Origin of the sequence: Streptomyces coelicoflavus (assembly GCF_003112555.1) — a bacterium.
GTDB lineage: Bacteria > Actinomycetota > Actinomycetes > Streptomycetales > Streptomycetaceae > Streptomyces > Streptomyces coelicoflavus.
In genome coordinates this window covers 206,877-228,189 of the sequence record NZ_BEWB01000009.1, presented here as the reverse complement: position 1 = coordinate 228,189, position 21,313 = coordinate 206,877, and the positions used below count along the sequence as shown (strand labels likewise).

The 21,313-nt window shown below is 71.5% G+C and carries 19 protein-coding genes and 2 pseudogenes; 15 read left to right on the top strand and 6 right to left on the bottom strand.

The window, feature by feature from the left end; genetic code table 11:
- Positions 1-90 precede the first annotated feature (90 nt).
- On the top strand, positions 91-549 hold the full coding sequence (locus tag Sco07f_RS22915) for a hypothetical protein (RefSeq protein ID WP_244942117.1): 459 nt from the start codon (positions 91-93) through the stop codon (positions 547-549).
- A 19-nt stretch (positions 550-568) separates the two neighbouring features.
- Here Sco07f_RS22915 and Sco07f_RS40750 read toward each other — a convergent pair whose 3' ends face one another.
- Both Sco07f_RS40750 and Sco07f_RS40745 read right to left on the bottom strand, forming a co-directional pair.
- Complete coding sequence (locus Sco07f_RS40750; RefSeq protein WP_244942116.1) at positions 569-1,171, bottom strand: glycoside hydrolase family 2 TIM barrel-domain containing protein; 603 nt, start codon at positions 1,169-1,171, stop codon at positions 569-571.
- Between the two features lie 80 nt (positions 1,172-1,251).
- A pseudogene (locus Sco07f_RS40745) lies at positions 1,252-1,473 on the bottom strand (glycosyl hydrolase 2 galactose-binding domain-containing protein); the annotation flags it as partial.
- A gap of 150 nt (positions 1,474-1,623) precedes the next feature.
- Between Sco07f_RS40745 and Sco07f_RS22905 the strand changes: the two are divergent.
- From Sco07f_RS22905 to Sco07f_RS40185, 3 genes and pseudogenes are all read left to right on the top strand, one after another.
- The gene (locus Sco07f_RS22905) at positions 1,624-1,884 is read left to right on the top strand and encodes a beta galactosidase jelly roll domain-containing protein (protein ID WP_244942115.1); all 261 of its coding nucleotides are present in this window, start codon (positions 1,624-1,626) and stop codon (positions 1,882-1,884) included.
- A 196-nt stretch (positions 1,885-2,080) separates the two neighbouring features.
- Positions 2,081-2,478 (top strand): annotated as a pseudogene (locus tag Sco07f_RS40740) (glycoside hydrolase family 20 zincin-like fold domain-containing protein); the annotation flags it as partial.
- A 127-nt stretch (positions 2,479-2,605) separates the two neighbouring features.
- Positions 2,606-2,827 (top strand): hypothetical protein, encoded by a 222-nt coding sequence (locus Sco07f_RS40185; RefSeq protein WP_167468171.1) that lies wholly within the window; start codon positions 2,606-2,608, stop codon positions 2,825-2,827.
- Between the two features lie 136 nt (positions 2,828-2,963).
- Here the strand turns inward: Sco07f_RS40185 and Sco07f_RS22895 are convergent, their stop codons facing one another.
- Positions 2,964-3,656, bottom strand: a complete 693-nt coding sequence (locus tag Sco07f_RS22895) for an SDR family oxidoreductase (protein ID WP_108989022.1) — start codon at positions 3,654-3,656, stop codon at positions 2,964-2,966.
- A gap of 114 nt (positions 3,657-3,770) precedes the next feature.
- On the opposite strand from Sco07f_RS22895, the gene Sco07f_RS22890 reads away from it, so the two are divergent.
- On the top strand, positions 3,771-4,331 hold the full coding sequence (locus tag Sco07f_RS22890; protein WP_108989021.1) for a TetR/AcrR family transcriptional regulator: 561 nt from the start codon (positions 3,771-3,773) through the stop codon (positions 4,329-4,331).
- Positions 4,332-4,377: 46 nt separating this feature from the next.
- Here the strand turns inward: Sco07f_RS22890 and Sco07f_RS22885 are convergent, their stop codons facing one another.
- A complete protein-coding gene (locus tag Sco07f_RS22885; RefSeq protein WP_087788587.1) occupies positions 4,378-4,923 on the bottom strand; it encodes a TetR/AcrR family transcriptional regulator in 546 nt (181 codons plus the stop codon).
- Positions 4,924-5,106: 183 nt separating this feature from the next.
- Between Sco07f_RS22885 and Sco07f_RS22880 the strand changes: the two genes are divergently transcribed.
- The 5 genes from Sco07f_RS22880 (at position 5,107) to Sco07f_RS22860 (ending at position 9,830) form a co-directional block, all read left to right on the top strand.
- On the top strand, positions 5,107-5,931 hold the full coding sequence (locus tag Sco07f_RS22880; RefSeq protein WP_244942114.1) for an SDR family NAD(P)-dependent oxidoreductase: 825 nt from the start codon (positions 5,107-5,109) through the stop codon (positions 5,929-5,931).
- A 178-nt stretch (positions 5,932-6,109) separates the two neighbouring features.
- A complete protein-coding gene (locus Sco07f_RS22875) occupies positions 6,110-7,564 on the top strand; it encodes an aldehyde dehydrogenase (protein ID WP_108989020.1) in 1,455 nt (484 codons plus the stop codon).
- A 707-nt stretch (positions 7,565-8,271) separates the two neighbouring features.
- A complete protein-coding gene (gene panD, locus Sco07f_RS22870; protein WP_007389240.1) occupies positions 8,272-8,691 on the top strand; it encodes an aspartate 1-decarboxylase in 420 nt (139 codons plus the stop codon).
- A gap of 63 nt (positions 8,692-8,754) precedes the next feature.
- The gene (locus tag Sco07f_RS22865; protein WP_167468179.1) at positions 8,755-9,099 is read left to right on the top strand and encodes a GNAT family N-acetyltransferase; all 345 of its coding nucleotides are present in this window, start codon (positions 8,755-8,757) and stop codon (positions 9,097-9,099) included.
- 44 nt (positions 9,100-9,143) lie between these two features.
- Positions 9,144-9,830, top strand: coding sequence for an aspartate/glutamate racemase family protein (locus tag Sco07f_RS22860; protein WP_108989019.1), 687 nt, complete (start codon positions 9,144-9,146; stop codon positions 9,828-9,830).
- A 593-nt stretch (positions 9,831-10,423) separates the two neighbouring features.
- Here the strand turns inward: Sco07f_RS22860 and gnd are convergent.
- Complete coding sequence (gene gnd / locus Sco07f_RS22855; protein WP_108989018.1) at positions 10,424-11,863, bottom strand: NADP-dependent phosphogluconate dehydrogenase; 1,440 nt, start codon at positions 11,861-11,863, stop codon at positions 10,424-10,426.
- Between the two features lie 381 nt (positions 11,864-12,244).
- On the opposite strand from gnd, the gene Sco07f_RS22850 reads away from it, so the two are divergent.
- Complete coding sequence (locus Sco07f_RS22850) at positions 12,245-13,582, top strand: transglycosylase family protein (RefSeq protein WP_108989017.1); 1,338 nt, start codon at positions 12,245-12,247, stop codon at positions 13,580-13,582.
- Between the two features lie 13 nt (positions 13,583-13,595).
- Here Sco07f_RS22850 and Sco07f_RS22845 read toward each other — a convergent pair whose 3' ends face one another.
- Complete coding sequence (locus tag Sco07f_RS22845; protein ID WP_108989016.1) at positions 13,596-14,762, bottom strand: DMT family transporter; 1,167 nt, start codon at positions 14,760-14,762, stop codon at positions 13,596-13,598.
- 228 nt (positions 14,763-14,990) lie between these two features.
- On the opposite strand from Sco07f_RS22845, the gene Sco07f_RS22840 reads away from it, so the two are divergent.
- From Sco07f_RS22840 to Sco07f_RS22825, 4 genes are all read left to right on the top strand, one after another.
- Positions 14,991-15,749, top strand: a complete 759-nt coding sequence (locus tag Sco07f_RS22840) for a (2Fe-2S)-binding protein (RefSeq protein WP_108989015.1) — start codon at positions 14,991-14,993, stop codon at positions 15,747-15,749.
- Positions 15,750-16,051: 302 nt separating this feature from the next.
- Positions 16,052-17,254: a glycogen synthase gene (gene glgA / locus Sco07f_RS22835; RefSeq protein WP_108989014.1), complete on the top strand. Its 1,203-nt coding sequence runs from the start codon at positions 16,052-16,054 to the stop codon at positions 17,252-17,254.
- A gap of 11 nt (positions 17,255-17,265) precedes the next feature.
- Positions 17,266-18,486 carry a glucose-1-phosphate adenylyltransferase gene (gene glgC / locus Sco07f_RS22830; RefSeq protein WP_042822757.1) on the top strand — a complete coding sequence of 407 codons (1,221 nt, stop codon included), beginning with the start codon at positions 17,266-17,268 and terminating at the stop codon, positions 18,484-18,486.
- Between the two features lie 186 nt (positions 18,487-18,672).
- The gene (locus Sco07f_RS22825) at positions 18,673-21,297 is read left to right on the top strand and encodes a PA14 domain-containing protein (protein WP_087788577.1); all 2,625 of its coding nucleotides are present in this window, start codon (positions 18,673-18,675) and stop codon (positions 21,295-21,297) included.
- Positions 21,298-21,313 lie beyond the last annotated feature (16 nt).

Genomic DNA, 21,313 nt, shown 5'->3' with positions numbered 1-21,313 from the left:
GACGCGGGGGCGTCCTGACTTGCTGACCTGACCGCCGCCGTGGCGGGGTCTGGACGCGAATGTCCGGCTCTCGTTCGGAGGTTGCGTCTCTTGGCTCGTCAGCTCGTCCGGGGGATGGGGCCGTTCGCCAAGGACTGCGTCTGTGCCCGGCCGTCCCCGTGCCTGCATCCGTACACGATCCGTGTCGGCAACGGGCTGGGAAAGCAGTCCGAGGAGGGCGGCTTCGGCACGCAGGACGATGCGATCGAGCGCCTGACGCAGATCTATACGGAGAAGAAGCGCACGGCGCCGTCTGTGGCAGAGGCGCGTCGCGAGCTGGGGCAGAAGACGGTGGCGGAGTATGCGCAGGAGTGGCGGTCCCGGCAGCGGAAGATGACCCAGTACCCCACGGGCCAACACGTTGGCAGCTCCCTCAACGTGCACATCTTCCCGCGCCTGGGTTCGCGGAAGCTCAATACCGTCACGCCGCTCGTGGTGGAGCGTTTCTGGATGCATTGGAGGCGGACGGTGTCGGTCGAGGGAATCAGGTCAACATATTCCGCATCCTGAAGGCGATTCTGCGGGACGCCTAGTGCGCCATCCGCACCGCCGAGGCACCGATCTCCCTGATCAGAGCGAAGTCCTGCTCGTAATCGGCGTTGCTGATCGCCCAGCCGTCGCCCATGCGGTCCTGGTGCAGGTTGACGCCGTGCAGGCTCAGGTGCTTGCCGTTGAGCGAGAAGCCGGTGTCGGGGTCGAGACCGAAGGCGCGCAGGCCGAGCGGCTCGGTGACCACGTCCGTGACCGCTCCGGCCGCCGCGTCCCGGATCTCGACACTGGTCTTGTACAGGTGAGGGTCGGTCAGCCCGTTCCACAGACGCGGAGTGGTGATGGTGAGCGTCTGCACGACGTCGATTCCGCTGTTCGCGCTGACCGTGCGCGGCGTGCTGCTGCGGTCGGCCACGACGTTTCCGTCGGCGTCGTTGACCACGGCGCGGACCAGCACGGAGCGGCTGGAGCCGTGGTTGTTGAAGATCCTGGCGGTGACGTCGACGGTGGCCGACGAGGCCGTGACGTTCCGCTGACGCTGGTAGACGCCGGGGCCGGCGTAGTCGAGCATCCGCACGGCGAGCTTGTCGACCGCGTGGAGGCTGACGTTGCGGTAGATGCCGCCCTGGAAGGTGTAGTCCATGTCCAGGGGGCGATGTCCGGGGCATGGGCGTTGGTCACCTTGACCGCCAGGACGTTGTCCTGGCCCGGTACGAGGATGTTGGTGACGCCGAACCGGAAGCGCGAGTATCCACCCCGGTGCTGGCCGACATGAGTGCCGTTGATCCAGACGTCGGCGACCTGGTTGGCCCCTGCGAAATGGAGGAACAGCATCTTCCCCGAGAGGTCCGCGGGCACCGTGACGTGTTTGCGGTACCAGCCGACACCCCGGTAGTAGTCGTCGCCGCCGTCCGCGCCGTCCTCGGCGTTCCAGGTGTGCGGCACGCTGGTGGCGCTCCACGCGCCGTCGTCGAAGCCGGGCGCTTCGGCGCCGGGGCATCACCCTTGTGGAACCTCCAGCCGGAGTTGAGATCCAGCCGGGTGCGCTTGGCGGGCGGATCGTAGGCCTGGACGGCGGCCGGTGCGGCGGCCGCCTTGCCGCCCGCGGCGAAGGTGGCGAGGACGCCGCCGGCCAGGGTCGGGCCGCAGAACGAGTTCGTCGTCCCCAGCGGATTCCTCAGGGCACGGGGCACGAACACCATCGCACTGGCGGTCACCGCCGAGCAGTCCGGCGCCGGACCCGACTCGGTCGAACTCGTGAACCAGGGCACCGTATTCGGCGGCGTCCCCGCAGGTCAGAACACCTCCCCGGGATACCGGGATCTGGTCGGTGACGCCGGCGCACGTGGCCGGTGACGACCGGCCTGTTCCGGCAGGTACGACCCGCTCCGCCCCACCGGCGTGGGGCGGAGCGGCCCACGGCGCGTACCCGTGAGCACGGGGCGCGCCCCACCACTGGAGTGACGAGACGCAGGAGAGACGGACATGTTCGGAATAAGGGCTCTCGGACCGCCCCTGAGGACGTCGGGGAGCGGCCGGGCCGATCGGGGCGGTGCTCGGCCTCGCGGCCACCCCGCTCCCCGTGTCGCCCGCCGTCGCTCAGTCGCCGCAGGAGACCTCCGCCGCCGCGGCGGCCCCGCAGGTGCTGCCCGCGCTGCGGGACTGGCAGGCGGCGCCCGGAGAGTTCCGGCTCGGCCGGCACGCGCGCATCGTGCTGGACGACGCCGACCGCCGGACCAGGGCGGACGCCCGCAGGTTCGCGGACGAACCGCGTGGGGTCACCGGAAGGACGCCGGTGGTGCTGAGCGCAGGGGGCGGCTACGGAGGACCCGGCGACATCATGCTGCGCCAGGACACGTCCGGGCAGTGGAACCCGGGGACCGAGGGGTACAGCTGGAGTCCGGTGACCGGCTCACCGTCACCGGTGCCACCTCCACGGGTGTCTTCCACGGCACCCGCACCGTCCTGCAACTGCTGCGCGAGGACCGCACGGCGCCCGCCGGTACTGCCCGCCTGCCGGAGCCCGACCCGCAGGTCGGCGAGAGCGACGTCGGCGTTGCGGACCAGGCGGTCGATCATGCTCGAGGCCGCCGCGCCGGACGCCCGGCCGGCCGCCTCCCGCAGGGGCGTGCGGGCCTGGCAGATGCGCTTGCGACAGATAGGCCGCGGCCCGCCGCAGGACCTCGTTCAGCTGGGCCTGCGAGCTGCCGGCGAACGGATGCCCATCACCGAGATCGTGGCCTGCTACGTGCGTACGGTGCGTGAGTGGTTGGAGTTCATGGACGACGCCGCGTGTTGAGCAGGGCGTCTTCGTCCGGGTGCCGAGCGCGTACTCGGACACGCGCAGTCCGGTCGATGTCCGAAAGTCGTGCAACGCGGGAGATGCCTTGCACGAGGGGCGGGAAGGCGGTCGCGTTGGGGTGGAGGGGTGAGCGTCAGCCCGCGGTCGGCTGGGGTGCCGCGGACAGGCTCTGCTTGACGTACCGGCTGGTCTCGTCGGCGAGGATCTCGGGCAGACCGGTCTCGATCCCGTCCAGGGCCTGGGCCGCGACGTCGGCGGCGGCGACCTTCTGATCGGCGGGCACGGCGGCGGCCATGTCGGTGTCCATGTAACCGACATGCAGCGCCGAGACGGAGATCCCGCGCGGCGCCAGCTCCTCACGGGTCGCGTCGCTCAGCGCCCAGGCGGCGGCCTTGGAGGCCGCGTAGGAGCCGAGGCCGGCCGGGTGGAACCAGGAGAGGGCGGACAGGACGTTGAGTACGGCGCCGCCGCCGTTGCCCTCGATGACGGGGGCGAAGGCGCGGGTCGCGACGAGCGGCCCGTAGAAGTTGGTCTCCATCTCGTGACGTATCTCGTCCAGGCCGCCTCCGACCAGCGTCGCGCCGGTGGAGATGCCCGCGTTGTTGATCAGCAGTGTCGCGTCGGACGCCACGCGGGCGGCCTTCCGTATCGACGCCTCGTCCGTGATGTCCAGCCGCAGCGGGACGACGCCCGGCACATCGACCGTCTCGGGGCGTCGGGCAGCCGCGTAGACCTTCGCGCCGCGCTCGACGAGCTGGGCTGCCAGGTGTCGCCCGAGCCCCCGGTTGGCGCCGGTGACGACCGCGACCGTGTTCTTCAGTTCCATGCCCACTCCTGGTCCTGGCGGGCACTGTTGGCACCCGCAGCGAATTAGATTATGAAGGCAATCTAAACACGGGTCTACAATAGATGCCAGTCGACATCCAAACGGGAGGTGGTCATGGGTCGCGTATCGCATGCACAGGCGGAGGAGAACCGCAGGCGTGTGGTGGACACCGCCTCCCGGCTGTTCCGGGAGCAGGGCACGCAGGTCAGCGTCGCCGACCTGATGAAGGCAGCCGGTCTGACCCACGGCGCGTTCTACAAGCAGTTCGCATCCAAGGAGGCGCTCGTCGACGAGGCGACCGCCCACGCCTTCGCCGAGCTCGCCGGGCGCTACGCCGAGGGACTTGAGCGATATGAAGGGCGGCGGGACGTCGCCCAGCAGGTGCTGATCGGCACCTACCTCTCCGTCGAGCACCGCGACGGCCCGGCGGACGGCTGTCCGGTCGCAGCCCTGGCATCCGACGTCGCGCGCGAGGGCGGGGGACGTGAGGCCCGTCGCGTCTATACCGAGGGGGTGGCCGACTTCGCCGATTTCCTCGCGACCGACGACCAGGACGGCATCGTCCGCCTCTGCACCCTGTTCGGAGCGCTGGTCCTGTCCCGGGCCACCAACGGCTCCCCGCTCTCCGAAGAGATCCTCGCCGCTGCCCACGCGGCCCTGACCGAAGCAGGCTGATCAAGGGCGCGGGTCTGGGGCGCCGGCGACCGGCTCACCCGCAGGGTCAGGTCGCGCCGAGGCCGCGCAGGAAGGCGTCCGCGACGAGGTCGGCCGCCTGCGGGGGGTCCACTGCCGGGAAGCGGTGGGCGATGCTGTCGACGAGTGCGTCGAGGACCGCGCGTGCCCAGGCCGCATCGATATCGGCGCGCAGGTAGCCCTCATCGCAAGCGCGCTGGATGAAGGTACTCAGGCGCGCACTCTGCGTTTCACGGCGAGCGCTGGCTTCGGGGTCCTTCTGCATCATGCGGCGCGTGTCGACAGGCCACTCGCGGCTGACCGGGACGATCCCTTCCAGATAGCGGTGGAGAGCGACCGGCACCGGGGCCTCGGTCAGCCGCGCCTCGTCCAACACCCGCTCGGCCGAGTCGAGTTTGGCCTGGAAGACGGCGCGCAGCAGCGCCTCACGATTCGCGAAGCGGCGATGAACGGTGGTGCGGTCGACGCCTGCCGCAGCGGCGATGGCCGCCATCGACGTGCTCGGATCCTCCGCCAGGAGGCGGGCCCCGGTGCGGAGAACGGAGGACAGGTTGCGTGCGGCATCGGCTCTCATGGTCCGGCGATTCTATCCAGCAGTGGTGATTGCAGCACCATCATCCGATCGTGCGATGCATCTCATCTATTTACTGCAACATTCATGTTGCAGTTAACGATGAAACAGCTACATTGGGATTGCACCCTGAAGGGCGGCAAGAGACGGCGAGATGATGAGGAGCACGCCATGTCACGGACTTGATTGATCACCGGTGGTTCCCAGGGGCTGGGCAGGGCCCTGGTTCTTCAGGCTCTTGAGGACGGTGACCGAGTCGTCGCGACGTCCCGCAGGCCGGAGGCTCTGGCTGATCTGAAGGCGACGTATCCGGAGCGGCTGGAGACCGTGGCGCTGGATGTCACGTCGCGGTCCGAGGCTCGGGGCGTGGTGGCGGCCGCAGTCGAGCGATTCGGCACCGTGGACGTCGTTGTGAACAATGCGGGTTACGCCACCAGCGGTTCGATCGAGGACTTCCCGGAGGACGAGTTCCGGGCACAGGTCGAGGCGAACCTGTTCGGTGTGATCAACGTGACCCGGGCTGCCCTGCCCGTACTGCGTGGCCAGCGGTCCGGGCACTTCGTGCAGATCTCGTCCATCGGCGGCCGGGTCGGCGGCACGCCCGGGCTCAGCGCCTACCAGACAGCAAAGTTCGGAGTCGAGGGCTTCTCCGAGGTGCTGGCGAACGAGGTGGCCCCTTTCGGCATCAAGGTGATCATCGTGGAGCCGGGTGGTATCCGCACCGGCTGGGCCGCCGGCGCCGCGAAGCCGTCCGGACCCATCGCTCCTGACTATCAGCAGTCGGTCGGCGCATGGCTGGAGCAGTTTGCGGCCTACAGCGGCAACGAGCCCGGCGACCCCGCCCGAATGGCCCGGGCGGTCATCGCCGCCGTGGACGCGCCCGAGCCCCCGCGCCGGCTCCTGCTCGGCAGCGACGCCCTGGAAATCGCTGTCAGCGCGGAAAAGGCTCGCCTGGCCGAGGCCGAGACCTGGGCCGAAGCGAGCCGCTCCACCGACCACCAGACCGCGTAACGACCCTGCAGCTTCGCGTGCCGTCGGTCGCCTGCCCGACTGCACGCGACCACGGCCCCGGCGACAGCGCGGACACCCGCTCGCTCCCGGCGACTCCTCCACCCCTGCGGCATCGCCCGCGACGCACTCCCGCCCCGGACCCCGGACCCACCACGTTTCACACGAAGGAATCGCAGACATGACTGTTCGCGACCGGCTCTACATCGGCGGTTCCTGGGTCACCCCCAGCAACCCGGAGCTGCTCCACATCCTTTCCCCCCACGACCAGTCGGTGCTGGGCCGCGTGGCCCAGGCGGCACCCGCCGACGTGGACGCGGCCGTCGCCGCCGCCCGCGCGGCCTTCGACCACGGCCCCTGGCCGCGTACCACGCCCGAGGAGCGGCAGGAGATCATCCGGCGCTACGACGCCCTGCGCACCGCCCGCGCCGACGAGGCCGCCGCGGCGATCTCCGTCGAGAACGGCTCGGCCGGCTGGTTCACCAAGGCCGGCCAGCCCTTCCTGACCCGCCAGGTCAACGCTTATCTCAAGGCGGCCGAGGAGTTCGGCTGGGAGGAGGTGGTCGAACCCTCCGACCCGTCGGTGGCCTTCGACACCATCGTGCGGCGTGAGGCGATCGGCGTGGTCGCCGCGGTCATCCCGTGGAACTCGCCGTTCTCCGCCGCCACCGCCAAGCTGATCCCGGCCCTGCTGGCCGGCAACACGGTTGTTCTGAAGGTCTCCCCGGAGAACTCCCTCAGCATGATGCTGCTGGCGGACCTGTGGCACGAGGCCGGGCTTCCCACGGGCGTGCTCAGCATCCTTCCCGCCGACCGCGAGACCAGCGAGTACCTCGTCTCCCACCCGGACGTCGACAAGATCGCCTTCACCGGCTCCACGCGGGCCGGCCGGCGCATAGCCTCCATCGCCGGCGAGCATCTCAAGCGGGTCAGCCTGGAACTGGGCGGCAAGTCCGCGGCTCTGATCCTGGAGGACGCGGACCTGGACGCCGCCGTACAGGGCCTGCGCTTCGGCTCCCTCGGCAACAACGGCGAGGCCTGCATCCTGCAGACCCGCATCCTGGTCCCCCGCGAGCGTTACGAAGAGGTCGTCGCCGCGCTCAAGGACATGGTCGAATCGCTGAAGGTCGGCGACCCTTCCGCCCCCGACACCTTCATCGGCCCGATGATCCGCCCCGACCAGCAGCAGCGCGTCATCGACTTCATCAACATCGGCATGGCGGAGGGCGCCCGCCTGGTCACCGGCGGCCCGCACGTCCCCCAGGGTCTGGAAAGGGGCAACTACGTCACCCCGACCCTCTTCGCCGACGTCGACAACTCCATGCGCATCGCCCAGGAGGAGATCTTCGGCCCGGTCCTGGCCGTCATCGCCTACGACGACGAGGACGACGCCGTCCGCATCGCCAACGACTCCGAATACGGCCTCTCAGGCGGCATCTGGAGCGCCGACCCCGAGCACGCCCTGGCCATCGCCCGCAAGCTGCGCACCGGAACCATCACCGTCAACGGCTCGCCCATCAGCTTCGACGGCCCCTTCGGCGGCTACAGGGCCAGCGGCCTCGGCCGCGAGTACGGCAAGGTCGGACTCACGGGCTACGTCGAGCACAAGTCCATCACCCGGCTCCGGCAGTCGTAGGCGACCGGAGAGGCGCAGACCTACCGGGCCGGGGCCATCCGCAGTGCGGTCGGCAGGCCGGCCCGGGCCTGCCGCACCCCCCTGCTCGACGCCGGCACGTCCTGAGCGTGCACGGGGACGAGCAACGTGAACCGAGCCGAGCCGAGCCGGGCCGATCGGTCGCACTGTCACCGGCGACGCCCCGGCGAACCGCCGCCCCGCGGAGGAGCGTCGCACGCAAGTGCGCAGGGGTGTGTGACCTCGGCTTCGGCCCGGGCGGGCCGGCGTCGGTGCCTTGGCCCCGCCTTGCTCGCGAGTTCCGCGCTGCCGAGGGGCCTCGGGCAGGCGGCAACCAGCGAGCCGACTTCCGGAACGGTCGAGCGTCGACCGGTTGATGGCTGAAGGGGCCGTGCTCCGTGAGTCAGAGCGAAGTCGGTGCCCGACAGGTCGATGGTGCTCGGGCGCATGTCGTCCGTGTGTGCAGAGGGGTCTCCCGCATGCCTGATGGCCCATCGGATAAGTCGGCATCCTGTCAACATGAGGCCCCGAGCGTGCCGGGGCGGTCGTCCCAACAGACGCCGGTGCGAAGGGAAAGCCCTGGCGGGAAGCCGTCTCAGTCCGGCCGGAGCGATGTTCCTCACAAACATCGAACGGGCTGTCGGTGTAGGGTTGAGGACGCCCTTGACCTGCACAAAGCAGGCAGGGAGCCGTCTTTCAGGAGTCCAAAGATGCTGCGTACTCTGTTCAAGTCCAAGATCCACCGTGCCACCGTCACCCAGGCCGACCTGCACTACGTCGGCTCGGTGACCATCGACGCCGATCTGCTGGACGCCGCCGATCTGCTGCCCGGTGAGCTCGTGCACATCGTGGACATCACCAACGGGGCCCGGCTCGAGACGTACGTCATCGAGGGGGAGCGCGGGTCCGGGGTGATCGGGATCAACGGGGCCGCGGCTCACCTCGTGCACCCCGGTGACCTGGTGATCCTCATCAGCTATGCCCAGGTCGACGATGCCGAGGCGCGGGCCTTGAAGCCCAGGGTCGTGCACGTGGACGGCGACAACCGTATCGTCGCCCTGGGAACCGACGCGTCCGAGCCGGTACCGGGGTCGGACCAGGAACGCAGCCCTCAGGCCGTGTCGTCCTGACGTACCGCCGACGTACGTGCCGATGTACTGACCTGCTGATCCCGTGGAACGAGGAGTGTGGCCGTGAGTGACATCGAGATCCGTGACGACCGGGCGGCCGGGCGGCTGGAGGCGGTCGCGGCCGGAGAGGTCGTCGGCCGCATCGAGTACTTCGTGCTGGACGCCCCCGGGCAGGCTCTCGTCCCCGTTCACACGATCGTCGAACCGGCCCACGAGGGCCGGGGCATCGCCGGGTCCCTGGCACGTGAGCTGTACGGGATCGCACGGCGGGAGGGCGTCACGGTCGCCCCGCTGTGCCCGTACGTCGTGAAGTGGGCCGAACGGCACCCGGACGAGGCGCCCGCCGCCGAGCCCGGGCTGCTGCGCGCGGCCAAGGAGTGGCTCGTGGCGCACCCCGGACGGTTCTGATCCGACCTCCGACGGTGACGTCCGAGACACCCACGGGGGCGCGTGTGCTGGCGCTCCTGCATACCTCGCCCGTGCACGTTCCGGTCTTCGACGCGCTGCGTGACGCGGCGCATCCGGGGCTCGTGCTGCGGCATCACGTCGACGCCGGGCTGCTGGAGCGGGCGCGGAGCGAAGGGCCCGGTGCGGTGGCCGACGCCGTCGCGGCCGTGCTGGGGCGGGCGGTGGCGGAAGGGGCGGGCGCCGTGTTGTGCACCTGCTCCACCATCGGCGGCGTTGCCGAGGAGGCCGCGGCCCGAGCCGGGGTCGGCGTGCCGGTCCTGCGTGTCGACCGGCCCATGGCCGCCGCCGCGGTGGCCAGTGGTCCGCGTGTGCTCGTCCTCGCCGCCCTGGAGACCACGCTCGCTCCGACGGTGACCCTGATCGAGGAGGAGGCCCGGCGCGCGGGCCGTGCCGTGACGGTGCGGACCCGGCTGGTGGACGGCGCCTGGGCGCGGTTCGAGGCCGGCGACACCGAGGGCTACGTGCGGCGGGTGACCGAGGCGGCCGACGCCGTGACCGGCGCGGACGTGATCGTTCTGGCTCAGGCGTCCATGGCGCCGGCCGGGGAGAGGGCGTCGGTCCGTGTGCCCGTGCTGGCCAGCCCCGTGCCCGGACTGGCCGCCGCGGCGGTGGCGGCACGCCTGGGCCACCCCGGGCCCGTTGGCCACCCCGGGTCCGCTGGGTGCCCCTGATCCGCTGGGCGACCCGGATCGGCGGGGCGTCCCGGGCCCGCTGAGCGCCCTGGACCTGCCGGACCTGCCGGACCTGCTGGACCGGCCGGACCCGCCGGATCCATGGCCCCGCTGGGCCGCCCGGGCCCCGGGGTTCGTACGGCTGGGTGAGTGGGGCGGCCGCCCTCGGGTAGGCGGGAGACAAGTCCAGAGAGCCGACGTCGACCGACTGGCCGGAGGACAGCGCCATGACGAACCCGCATCCGGATCCCGTCCCGCCCGGGCCCACCCCGGGGCCCACCCCCGGCCCGGACCCGGAGCCCCCACAGCCGCATCCCGACCCGGCGACGCCACCGGTCCCCGGCCCGGAACCGACCCCTCCGCCTCCGGGTCCCGGTCCGCAGCCGACCCCTCAGCCTCCGGGCCCCGGTCCGCAGCCCACGCCTCCGCCTCCCGGCCCCGGCCCGCAGCCGCCGCCCGACCCCCCGGGACCGCCCGGGCCCGCGCCGTCGCCGATCCCGCCGGGGCCCGAGCCCGTGCCCAGTCCCGAGCCGGGGCCACCGCTCACCTGAGCCGGGGAGAGAGGCGAGACACGCCTGGGACGGGAAGAGGGACTACGCGGTGACCTCCGACCGGTCGCCGCCCCACAGCGTGTGGAACGCGCCGTCCCGGTCCGTCCTGCGGTACGTGTGCGCCCCGAAGAAGTCCCGCTGCCCCTGGGTCAGCGCGGCCGGGAGACGCTCGGCGCGCAGGGCGTCGTAGTAGGCGAGGGCGGCGGCGAAGCCCGGGGTCGGTACGCCCTGCCGGGTCGCCGCGACCAGGACCTCGCGCCAGTCGTCCTGCGCGGCGGCGATCTCCTGGGCGAACGTCTCGTCCGACAGCAGGCTCGGCAGGTCCGGCCGGGCGTCGTACGCGGCGCGGATGCGGTCCAGGAAGGCGGCGCGGATGATGCAGCCGCCGCGCCAGATCGCGGAGACCGCGCCCAGGTCGATGTCCCAGCCGTACTCCTCGCTGCCCGCCGCGATCTCGTGGAAGCCCTGGGTGTACGACACGATCTTCGACGCGTACAGCGCCTGCTCGACACGGTCGGCGAAGGCGGCCGCCTCCGACTCGCCGAGCGGCGCCGCCTTTGGGCCCGCCAGGCCGCGCGATGCCTCGCGCAGCGCCGCGTGACCGGAGAGGGAGCGGGCGAAGACGGCCTCCGCGATGCCGGACACCGGCACCCCCAGGTCCAGGGCGATCTGCACGGTCCAGCGGCCCGTGCCCTTCTGCTCCGCCTGGTCGACCACCACGTCCACGAACGGCTTGCCCGTCGCCGTGTCCACGTGCGACAGCACCTCCGCCGTGATCTCGATCAGGTACGAGTCCAGGCGGCCGGTGTTCCAGGTCCGGAAGATCTCCGCGATCTGCCCGGGGGAGTACCCGGCGACGTCGCGCAGCAGCTGGTACGCCTCGCCGATCAGCTGCATGTCGGCGTACTCGATGCCGTTGTGCACCATCTTCACGAAGTGCCCGGCGCCGTCGGGACCGACGTGCGTGACGCACGGCGCCTCGTCCGCCGCCTTCGCCGAGATCTTCTCCAGCATCGGACCCAGCGACTCGTACGACTCCTTCGAGCCGCCGGGCATGATGCTCGGGCCGTTCAGCGCGCCCTCCTCGCCGCCCGAGATGCCGGTGCCCACGAAGTGGATGCCCTGCTCGCGCAGTTCGCGCTCCCGGCGCCGGGTGTCGGCGAAGTGCGCGTTGCCCCCGTCGATGATCATGTCGCCGGGCTCCAGGAGCGGGGCGAACTCCCGGATGACCGCGTCGGTCGGGTCACCGGCCTTCACCATGATCACCAGACGGCGGGGCCGCTCCAGCGCCGCCACGAACTCCTTCGCGGTCTCGGTCGCGACGAATACGCCCTCGCTGCCGAACTCCTCCACCAGCGCGTGCGTGCGCGACGCGGTCCGGTTGTGCACCGCGACCGTGTATCCGTTGCGGGCGAAGTTGCGGGCGAGGTTTCGGCCCATGACCGCGAGACCCGTGACGCCGATCTGCGCTGTAGTGCTCATTGGGTTGGCTCCTAATGACCTTGGTGTCCGTGGTGCCTTATGTACGTCGTGCCTTGTGTGCGTGGTGCCGTATCTGTGTGCCTGTGTGCCTGTGTGCCTGTGTGCCTGTGTTGCCTGTGTGCGTGGTGCCGGTGCCCGCCAGTATGGCCGGTTCACGTGCTCGACCGTGCTGACGTGCCGGTACGCCGGTCGCACTTTCCGCTTCGCGGACTCCAGTACGGGCGGAAGGGACCGGGTGCCTCAGTGGGCGGACACCGCATCGGGCCAACGGTCGCCCGATCCCGGCCACTCGGGTGGCCAACCGGCCGGTTGCCGTCTTGTCATGGCCTGTTCGCGGCGCTTACTTTTGCCGCTCCTGACGCAATGTCGAGGGGGACCTCCATGGCCGTACGCGGCCGGCACCGCCGGTATCAGCCGAACAGGATCAACCGCGCCTCACTGACCGTCACCGCGGGGGGCGCGGGACTGGCCCTGCCCCTCGTCGGTACCGGCACGGCCCACGCGGCCGACGTGGCGACCTGGGACAAGGTCGCCGCCTGCGAGTCCACCCACGACTGGGACATCAACACCGGCAACGGCTACTACGGTGGCCTGCAGTTCACCCAGTCCACCTGGGAGGCATTCGGCGGCACGCGGTACGCACCGCGCGCCGACCTGGCCACCAAGGACCAGCAGATCGCCGTCGCCGAGAAGGTGCTCGACGCGCAGGGCCCCGGTGCCTGGCCCGCGTGCTCCCAGCGGGCCGGGCTGACCCGCGGGGGCGACACGCCCGACATCCGGCCGGCCGGGGGAGCGGGGGCCGAGAAGTCGAGCGGGAAGTCCGCCGGCGAGTCCGCGGTCAGGCCCGCCAAGAAGGCCGACTCCGTCAAGGACGTCCAGCCGCAGACCACACCGCAGTCCAGGGCGGGCACGGCCCGGATGTACACGGTGGTCACCGGCGACACCCTCTCCGGCATCGCCGACGCCCACGAGGTCCGGGGCGGCTGGCAGCGCCTGTACGAGGCCAACCGCGGCGAGATCGGATCCGATCCCGACCTGATCCTGCCCGGTCAGCGGCTCTCGATGCGCGGCCAGGGGGCCACCAAGGCGCCCGGCGCCCGGACGAGCAAGCAGGACAAGCAGAACGAGCAGGACAAGCAGGAGAAGCGGCAGATCGAGCGGAAGCAGCAGACCGAGCAGAAGCGGGAGCCGGAGCAGCCGAACCGGCAGGAGCAGCAGAAGGCGCAGAAGGCCCAGAAGGCGCCCAAGAAGTCGTCCTCCGACAGCGGCAAGGCCGAGGCGGGCAAGAGCAAGGCGGGCGGAAGCAGCGCCCAGCGGGCCGTCGTGGCCCCGGTCGACGCCGCCACCGGAACGCCCTACCACCAGGCGGGCTCCTCCTGGTCCAAGGGCTACCACACCGGCGTCGACTTCCCCGTCCCCACCGGCACCTCCGTCAAGTCGGTCACGGCCGGCCGTGTCGTCAGCGCGGGGTGGGGCGGTTCGTACGGCTACCAGGTGGTCGTGCGGCACGGTGACGGCCGCTACTCCCAGTACGCGCACCTTTCCGCGATCTCCGTGAAGGCCGGGCAGTCGGTCGGCGTCGGCCAGCGCCTCGGGCGCTCCGGCGCCACGGGCAACGTCACGGGCCCGCATCTGCACTTCGAGGTGCGGACGGGGCCCGGCTTCGGTTCGGACGTCGACCCGCTGGCGTATCTGCGGGCCGGCGGGGTCAGGATCTGATCCGTACCCGCGATCAGGATCTGATCCGTACCCGCCGGCGGCCGAGCATGGGCGGCGGGACGAACGGACCGCCGTAGAAGGGGCCGTAGGGGAGCGGCGTGTCGTCGCTTCCCGCCGGTGTCCGGACGACGTCGTACGTCTCCTCGACGGGTGCGGTGTCCGGAATCGGCGGCGCCACCGGGGAGGGCACGAGGACCTTGGCGGGCAGCGGGGCCGCAGGGGCCGCCGCAGTCACCGCAGCCGCCGCTGCCGAGGGCGCCTCGGCCACGGCACTGCCACCCTGCTCCGGCGCCTGCTCCGGCCCCTGTCCCTGCTCCCCGCTCCCGTCCCGGACCTGGGCCTCGGCGCCCTCCCGTGCGATCCGCTCCGTCGTCAGCATGATCAGTCCGCCTGCCGCCACCACGCCGCAGCTCAGGGCGAGCGCGGTCCCGGTCGTGCCGTAGCGGAACGTCTCGCCGAACATGGTGATGCCGACCACCGCGGCCACCACCGGGTTCACGACCGTCAGCGTGGCCAGCGGTGCGGCGAGACCGGCGCCGCGGTAGGAGGCCTGGGAGAGCACCATGCCGGCCGTCGCCAGTACGCCGATCACGGCCAGCGACGGCAGGTCGGAGGCGGACACCCCGCCGGACCAGTCGACCGCGACCGTCTTGGTGAAGACCGACGACATGCCGAAGGCTATGCCGGACGCGGTCGCCAGCAGGATGCTGCGGACCGCCGGATGCCGGTGCGCGGCGCGGCCGGCGATCATCAGCGCCACGACCGCACCGCCGGTGACACACGCCGCCCCGACACGCTGCGCCGTGTCCAGCGACTGCGCGTCCGAGGCACCGACCAGCGACAGCAGACCGGCAAGACCGACCGTGGCCATCAGCGCGCCCCGCCAGGCCGTCGCACCGGCCCTGCGGCCCACGAAGAACGCCGCCATGGGCAGCGCAAACACGATGGTGAGCGCTCCCAGCGGCTGCACCAGGCTCAGCGGGCCGAGCGCCAGGGCGACCACGTGCAGCAGACCGCCCAGGCCGTTCAGCGACACCGCGGCCCACCAGGCGGGCCGCCGCAAGGGAGCGTACTGAGCACCCGGGGACGACGCCGCGACCCGCTCCTGCACGATCGCCCCGCCCGCGTACGCCACGGCGGAGACGAGCGACAGCAGCACGGACAACGCGAGGGCGCTCATCGGCTGCTCCTCTGCGTGAGGCGGGGGCGCTGGGCCCGGCGCGGCGAACGGTCGTCATCCATGAACAACACGATGCCGTCTCAGGGGCTTCCCGTCGTCGTCCCTGAGCATTCTTCAGGTCCTACTACCGATGGAGTACGCGGGCGCCGCCGTCCTCCCCAGGGTGGGCGACTCGCGGCCCAGGACCCCGGGACCAGCCCCTTAGGGGCCCTGATACTACTGCTCTCCGTGGATCTCGACCCCGGCCTCTCCGCCCTCCGCCCGCTCGGCGGCTTCTCCGTCCTGCGCGTCTCACGGCCCGCTCCGTCACGGCGGACCGCCACTCTCGCGCCCCTGGCACACGCCTACCCACCGGGATACGCGGACACGGCGGCGGACGTTCATGTTCCGGTTCAGCGTCCCGACTTGCTGGGCCTCCGCGTCCGCAAGATCGCCGCCGCGCTCGGCATCCCGGAGACCCGGGTCGCCGCCTCCGTGGCCCAGCAGGGGCTCGCGGCCCGCCTCTGGTCGGTGGCCCTCGCCTGCGCCGCCCTCTACGGGCAGGTCCCCGACCTCGATCCCCGCCTGCTGCACTGGGACCCCGACGCCAGTGCCCCCGACGACCTGTGGCTCGCCGAGGTGCACGCCCTGCCGGGGGACGCCGGCACCGTCGCGGACCTCGTGCTCACCACCCACCTCGCGCCGCTCGCCGAGGCCGTGCACACCCGCTACGGCGTCGCGGCCGGGCTGCTGCGCGGCAACGCGGCCTCCGCCCTGGCCGGCGCCGGACGCGAACTGGAGCGCTGGGCCCGCCGCGAGGGCCGTACGGACACCGCCGCCCGCGCCCGTTCGCTCACCGCCGGCCTGCTGGCCCACCCCCTGCTCGCCGGGACCGGCACGCTCACCGGCACTTCCTTCCGGCGCCGCAGCTGCTGCCTCTACTACCGGGTGCCGGGCGGAGGCGTCTGCGGCGACTGCTGCTTCACGCGTCCCCCCGGATCTCCGTGACCCCCGGGGCCACCCGCGCCCGGCCGGGTTCCGTCCGTCGGCCGCACCCGCCGGTCTTCCCTCCTCTCTGCGACGCTCGTCGCTCCTCCGTCCCTCTCCCCGTGCCCGCCGGTCTTCCCTCCTCTCTGCGACGCTCGTCGCTCCTCCGTCCCTCTCCCCGTGCCCGCCGGTCTTCCCTCCTCCCGGCGACGCAGGCCGCCCCTCCGTCCCCCTCCCTCCGGCCCGTCGGCCCCCGCGCTCTTCCCCAGGCGCCCGCTCTGGGTGACCATGAGGGAACCAGCCGCCGAGACGGGAGGTTCCGGGTGCGCGTGGGGCTGCTGACCCGTGAGTTCCCGCCGGACGTCTACGGCGGCGCCGGAGTCCACGTCGAGTTCCTCGCCCGGGAACTCGCCCGCCTCGTCGACCTGGACGTGCACAGCTGGGGCGAGGGCCGCAGCGACGGGGTGCTGCGTCACCGTCCCTGGTCCGCGCTCGACGGCGCCAACGACGCGCTGCGCACCTTCTCCGTGGACCTCGCCATGACCGCCGCCCTCGAAGGGCGCGAACTGGTGCACTCCCACACCTGGTACGCCAACCTCGGCGGCCACCTCGCCAAGCTCCTGTACGGCGTCCCGCACGTGATGACCGTCCATTCCCTGGAGCCGCTGCGCCCCTGGAAGGCCGAGCAACTGGGCGGCGGGTACACCCTGTCCGGGTGGGCCGAGCGCACCGCGGTCGAGGCGGCGGACGCCGTGATCGCCGTGTCCGCCGCGATGCGCGACGACGTCCTCGGCTGCTACCCCGCCCTCGACGCCTCCCGGGTCCACGTCGTGCACAACGGCATCGACACCCGGCTCTACCGGCCCGACCACGGCACCGGTGTACTGGACCGGATCGGTCTGGACCGCTCCCGCCCGTACGTCCTGTTCGTCGGCCGCATCACCCGGCAGAAGGGCGTCCCCCACCTGCTGCGCGCGGTACGGGACATCGACCCGGCCGCGCAGGTCGTGCTGTGCGCGGGCGCCCCGGACACCCCCCGGATCGACCAGGAGTTCCGAGAGCTCTTCGCTGGGCTGAGCCGCGCCCGCGAGGGCGTGCACTGGATCCCGCGCATGCTGCCGCGCCCCGAGGTGATCCAGCTCCTGACGCACGCCGCCGTCTTCGTCTGCCCCTCCGTGTACGAGCCCCTCGGCATCGTCAACCTGGAGGCGATGGCCTGCGGCACCCCGGTGGTGGCCTCCCGGGTGGGCGGCATACCCGAGGTCGTGGCCGACGGCGAAACGGGGGTACTCGTCCCGAGAGAGGGCGTCGGGGACGACGACTTCGAGGCGGGTCTCGCCCGCGCACTGGACTCCGTGCTCGGCGACCCGGCCGCCGCCCGGCGGATGGGCGCTGCGGGCCGGACGCGCGCCGTGGAGGAGTTCGGCTGGGACGCGGTCGCGCGCCGCACGGTCCGGCTGTACGAGGAGATCCTCAAGCGGGCTCGAGCCGCCCCGCCCGGGGCGGCCGAGGGTGAACCAGGGTGAGGGGAGCGGCCATGCGTCGTGGAGGTCCTTCGGTGCTCGGCATCGTGCTGGCGGGCGGAGAGGGCAAACGCCTGATGCCCTTGACCGCGGACCGCGCCAAACCCGCGGTCACCTTCGGCGGCACCTACCGCCTGGTCGACTTCGTGCTGTCCAACCTGGTCAACGGCGACATCCTGCGGATCTGCGTGCTGACGCAGTACAAGTCGCACTCCCTGGACCGGCACATCACCACCACCTGGCGGATGTCCAGCCTGCTCGGTAACTACGTCACCCCCGTCCCCGCCCAGCAGCGCCTCGGCCCGCGCTGGTTCCTGGGCAGCGCCGACGCGATCCTGCAGTCCCTGAACCTGGTGCACGACGAACAGCCCGAGTACGTCGCGGTGTTCGGCGCCGATCACGTGTACCGGATGGACCCGCGCCAGATGCTCGCCCAGCACATCGAGTCCGGGGCGGGTGTCACGGTCGCCGGGATACGGGTCCCGCGCGCCGAGTCGCCGTCCTTCGGTGTGATCACCCCGGGCTCCGACGGGCAGACCGTCACCGGCTTCCTGGAGAAGCCCGCCGACCCGCCCGGACTGGCCGACGACCCCGGGTGCGTCTTCGCCTCGATGGGCAACTACGTCTTCACCACCAAGGCCCTGATCGAGGCCCTGCACCGGGACGCCGAGGACGAGAACTCCGTGCACGACATGGGCGGTTCGATCCTGCCCCAGCTCACCGAGCGGGGCGAGGCCGCGCTGTACGACTTCAGCGCCAACCACGTGCCGGGGGAGACCTCGCGGGACCAGGGCTACTGGCGGGACGTGGGCACGCTGGACGCCTACTATGACGCCCACATGGACCTGATCGCCGAGCGGCCCGCGTTCAACCTCTACAACCGGGACTGGCCGGTCTACACCCACTCCACCCAGCTCTCGCCCGCCCGCTTCAACGGCGGCGGCATCGCCGGCGAGTCGATCATCAGCGCGGGCTGCCTGGTCCGGGGCCAGGTCACCCGGTCCGTGCTCTCGCCGGGCGTGGTCGTCGACCCGGGGGCGGTCGTGCAGGGCTCGGTGCTGCACGACAACGTGCACATCGGCCGGGGCGCGGTGGTGCGCGGGGCGGTCCTCGACAAGAACGTGGAGGTGCCGCCGGGCGCGACGATCGGCGTCAACCCGCAACGGGACGGCGAGTTGTACACCGTCTCGAAGGGCGGCGTGATCGCGCTGGGCAAGGGGCAGCGGGTGCCGTGACGGCGGGACGACCGGAGGGCCGCGGCCCCGGGCCGCGCGTTACGCGCGTCGATCCCGGGGCCGTTGTCATGTCCCTGGACGTCAAGCGGAATCCGTGCTGTCATGCCACTGCACCGCTGCCTTACATCGTTGTATGACATCGATGTCCGAGCCACCAGCCGTCACCCGTTCTCGAGGAGAGGGTCAGTGCGCACCAAACGACTCAGAGACAGACTCGCGCTGCTGCTAGCCGCCGCCCTCGGCGTCGCGGGACTCGCCGCCGTCCCGGCCGCCAACGCCGCCGACCCGGCGGGCACCGGCGACACCGCCGAGGTCCACGGCCTGAAGGGCGAGTACTACACCCAGTCCGCCCCCGGCGCCTTCGACTTCCACGAACTCAAGGCCACCGGATTCGACCAGCAGGTCGACTTCAACACCCTGGAGCCGCGACTCGCCTTCGCCACCGGCCAGTCGGACGACGTGAACGTCCGCTGGACCGGCAAGCTCGTCCCGGAGAAGACCGGCGCCCACACCTTCTCGATCATCGGTGACAACGGCTTCCGCCTCTGGATCGGCGGACAGCTCGCCATCGACCACTGGGTCGACGACTGGGACCGCGAACAGACCGCCCAGCCGATCGAGCTGACGGCCGGCCAGTCCTACGACATCAAACTGGAGTACTTCGAGCACTACGGCGGCTCCAACCTCCACCTGCGCTGGACCGAGCCCGGCGGCAGCAAGGAGGCGATCCCGCAGTCGGCGTTCCGCCTGCCCGACGGCTTCGACTACAACGGCGCGACGGCGACCACCGTCCAGTCCACCGGCCGCACCCTCAGGCTCGACTTCGCGAGCCCCCTCGCCGCGCCCCCGGCCGGCTTCACCGACCACCTCGAAACCGTGATCGGCGGCGCCGAGTGGCCGCTCGGCGAGACCAGGCTCGACCCCGCCGACCCGAGCGCCCTGCTCGTCGCCCTCGACCAGCCCGTCGTCGGCAACAAGGACGGGGACGCGCCCGGCACCGCCGACGTCCGCTACGACGGCGAAGGCGGCCTCACCGACGCCGAAGGCAACGTTGTCAACGCCTTCTGGAGCAGCGGCGGCAACGAGTCCACCTACGAGCTGCGCACCGACTGGGCCGACGAGGTGGGGCCGGACAACGCCCTGCCGGAGTACCCGCGCCCGCAGCTGACCCGCGACGACTGGCAGAACCTCAACGGCCGCTGGCAGTTCGCCGCCGCCGAGGCGGGCGAGCAGCCGCCGGTCGGCAAGAACCTCAAGGAGCGCATCCTCGTCCCGTACCCGGTGGAGTCGCAGCTCTCCGGCATCCAGCGGCACGAGGACCGCATGTGGTACCGCCGCACCTTCACCGTGCCCCGCGACTGGCACATCGGCCACGGCCAGCGGCTCAAGCTGAACTTCGGCGCCGTCGACTGGCAGTCCGAGGTGTACGTCAACGGCACCAAGGTCGCCGGCCACAAGGGCGGTTACGACAAGTTCAGCGCCGACGTCACCGACGCCCTCAAGCCCGGCCGCACCCAGGAGCTGATCGTCGGCGTCTACGACCCGACCGACGCGGCGAACGGCGAGAACCCGCCGCTCGGCAAGCAGCGCCTGGACCCGAGCGGCATCTGGTACACGCCCAGCTCCGGCATCTGGCAGACCGTGTGGATGGAACCGGTCGCCCGGGACCACGTGGACTCGCTGAAGCTCACCCCGCACGTCGACGGCGCGGCGAGCACCCTCACCGTCGAGCCGAAGGGCGTGCGCGACGGCGTACGCGTCAGGGCCACGGCGTACGCCGGGCACCGCAAGGTCGCCACGGTCAGCGGACGCACCGGCGAGCCGCTGACCCTGAAGATCCGCGACCCGCGTCTGTGGTCGCCCGACGACCCCTTCCTGTACGACCTGAAGGTCACCGTCGGACACGACCGGATCGAGAGCTACTTCGGGATGCGCTCCATCGCCGTCGAGAAGGTGAACGGCGTACCGCGCACCATGCTCAACGGCGAGCCCGTCTTCATGATGGCCACCCTCGACCAGGGCTTCTGGCCCGACGGTCTGCACACCGCGCCGACCGACGAGGCCCTCGCGTACGACCTGAAGGCGCACAAGGAGATGGGCTTCAACTCGGTGCGCAAGCACATCAAGGTCGAACCCGACCGCTGGTTCTACTGGGCCGACAGACTGGGCCTGCTGGTGTGGCAGGACATGCCCGCGATGACCGCCGGCAAGAACCCGTCCACCGCCGCCCGCGCCGAGTACGAGCGCGAGATGAAGGAGATGATCGACGAACACGTCAGCCACCCGTCGATCATCATGTGGGTCACCTTCAACGAGGGCTGGGGCCAGTACGACATCGGCCGCGTCGCCGCGCAGGCCAAGGCCTGGGACCCGACCCGGCTCGTCAACAACCAGTCCGGCCTGAACCTCGGGGCCGACGGCGGCACCGGCGACATCATGGACGAGCACGGCTATCCGAGCCCCGCGCTGCCCCCGTCGCCCGACGGCGAACGCGCCCTGGTCAGCGGCGAGTACGGCGGCCTCGGCCTCGCCGTGCCCGGCCACGCCTGGTCGGTCCAGCAGTCCTACGTCGACGTCGACCCGGCGACGTACACCGACGACTACCTCACCAAGCTCGACGAGGTGCGCGCCCTCGCCTGCAAGGGCGGCAACGGCGCGGTCTACACACAGATCACGGACGTCGAGGGCGAGCTGAACGGCCTGCTGACGTACGACCGCAAGGTCGTCAAGCCCGATGTGCAGCGGATCAGGGCGGCCCACGAGCAACTGATCGACGACATCTCCCGGGCCACCCCGGCGAACTGCGCCTGATCGCACGACACGCGAC

Bases quoted from the DNA above. Each gene is read 5' to 3' on its own strand.
- Sco07f_RS22875 (WP_108989020.1), top strand. From the start codon at position 6,110: ATGACTGTTCGCGACCGGCTCTACATCGGCGGTTCCTGGGTCACCCCC.
- Sco07f_RS22895 (WP_108989022.1), bottom strand. From the start codon at position 3,656: ATGGAACTGAAGAACACGGTCGCGGTCGTCACCGGCGCCAACCGGGGG.
- panD (WP_007389240.1), top strand. From the start codon at position 8,272: ATGCTGCGTACTCTGTTCAAGTCCAAGATCCACCGTGCCACCGTCACC.
- glgC (WP_042822757.1), top strand. From the start codon at position 17,266: ATGCGTCGTGGAGGTCCTTCGGTGCTCGGCATCGTGCTGGCGGGCGGA.
- Sco07f_RS22845 (WP_108989016.1), bottom strand. From the start codon at position 14,762: ATGAGCGCCCTCGCGTTGTCCGTGCTGCTGTCGCTCGTCTCCGCCGTG.
- Sco07f_RS22885 (WP_087788587.1), bottom strand. From the start codon at position 4,923: ATGAGAGCCGATGCCGCACGCAACCTGTCCTCCGTTCTCCGCACCGGG.
- Sco07f_RS22890 (WP_108989021.1), top strand. From the start codon at position 3,771: ATGGGTCGCGTATCGCATGCACAGGCGGAGGAGAACCGCAGGCGTGTG.
- Sco07f_RS22850 (WP_108989017.1), top strand. From the start codon at position 12,245: ATGGCCGTACGCGGCCGGCACCGCCGGTATCAGCCGAACAGGATCAAC.
- gnd (WP_108989018.1), bottom strand. From the start codon at position 11,863: ATGAGCACTACAGCGCAGATCGGCGTCACGGGTCTCGCGGTCATGGGC.
- Sco07f_RS40750 (WP_244942116.1), bottom strand. From the start codon at position 1,171: ATGGACTACACCTTCCAGGGCGGCATCTACCGCAACGTCAGCCTCCAC.
- Sco07f_RS40185 (WP_167468171.1), top strand. From the start codon at position 2,606: ATGCTCGAGGCCGCCGCGCCGGACGCCCGGCCGGCCGCCTCCCGCAGG.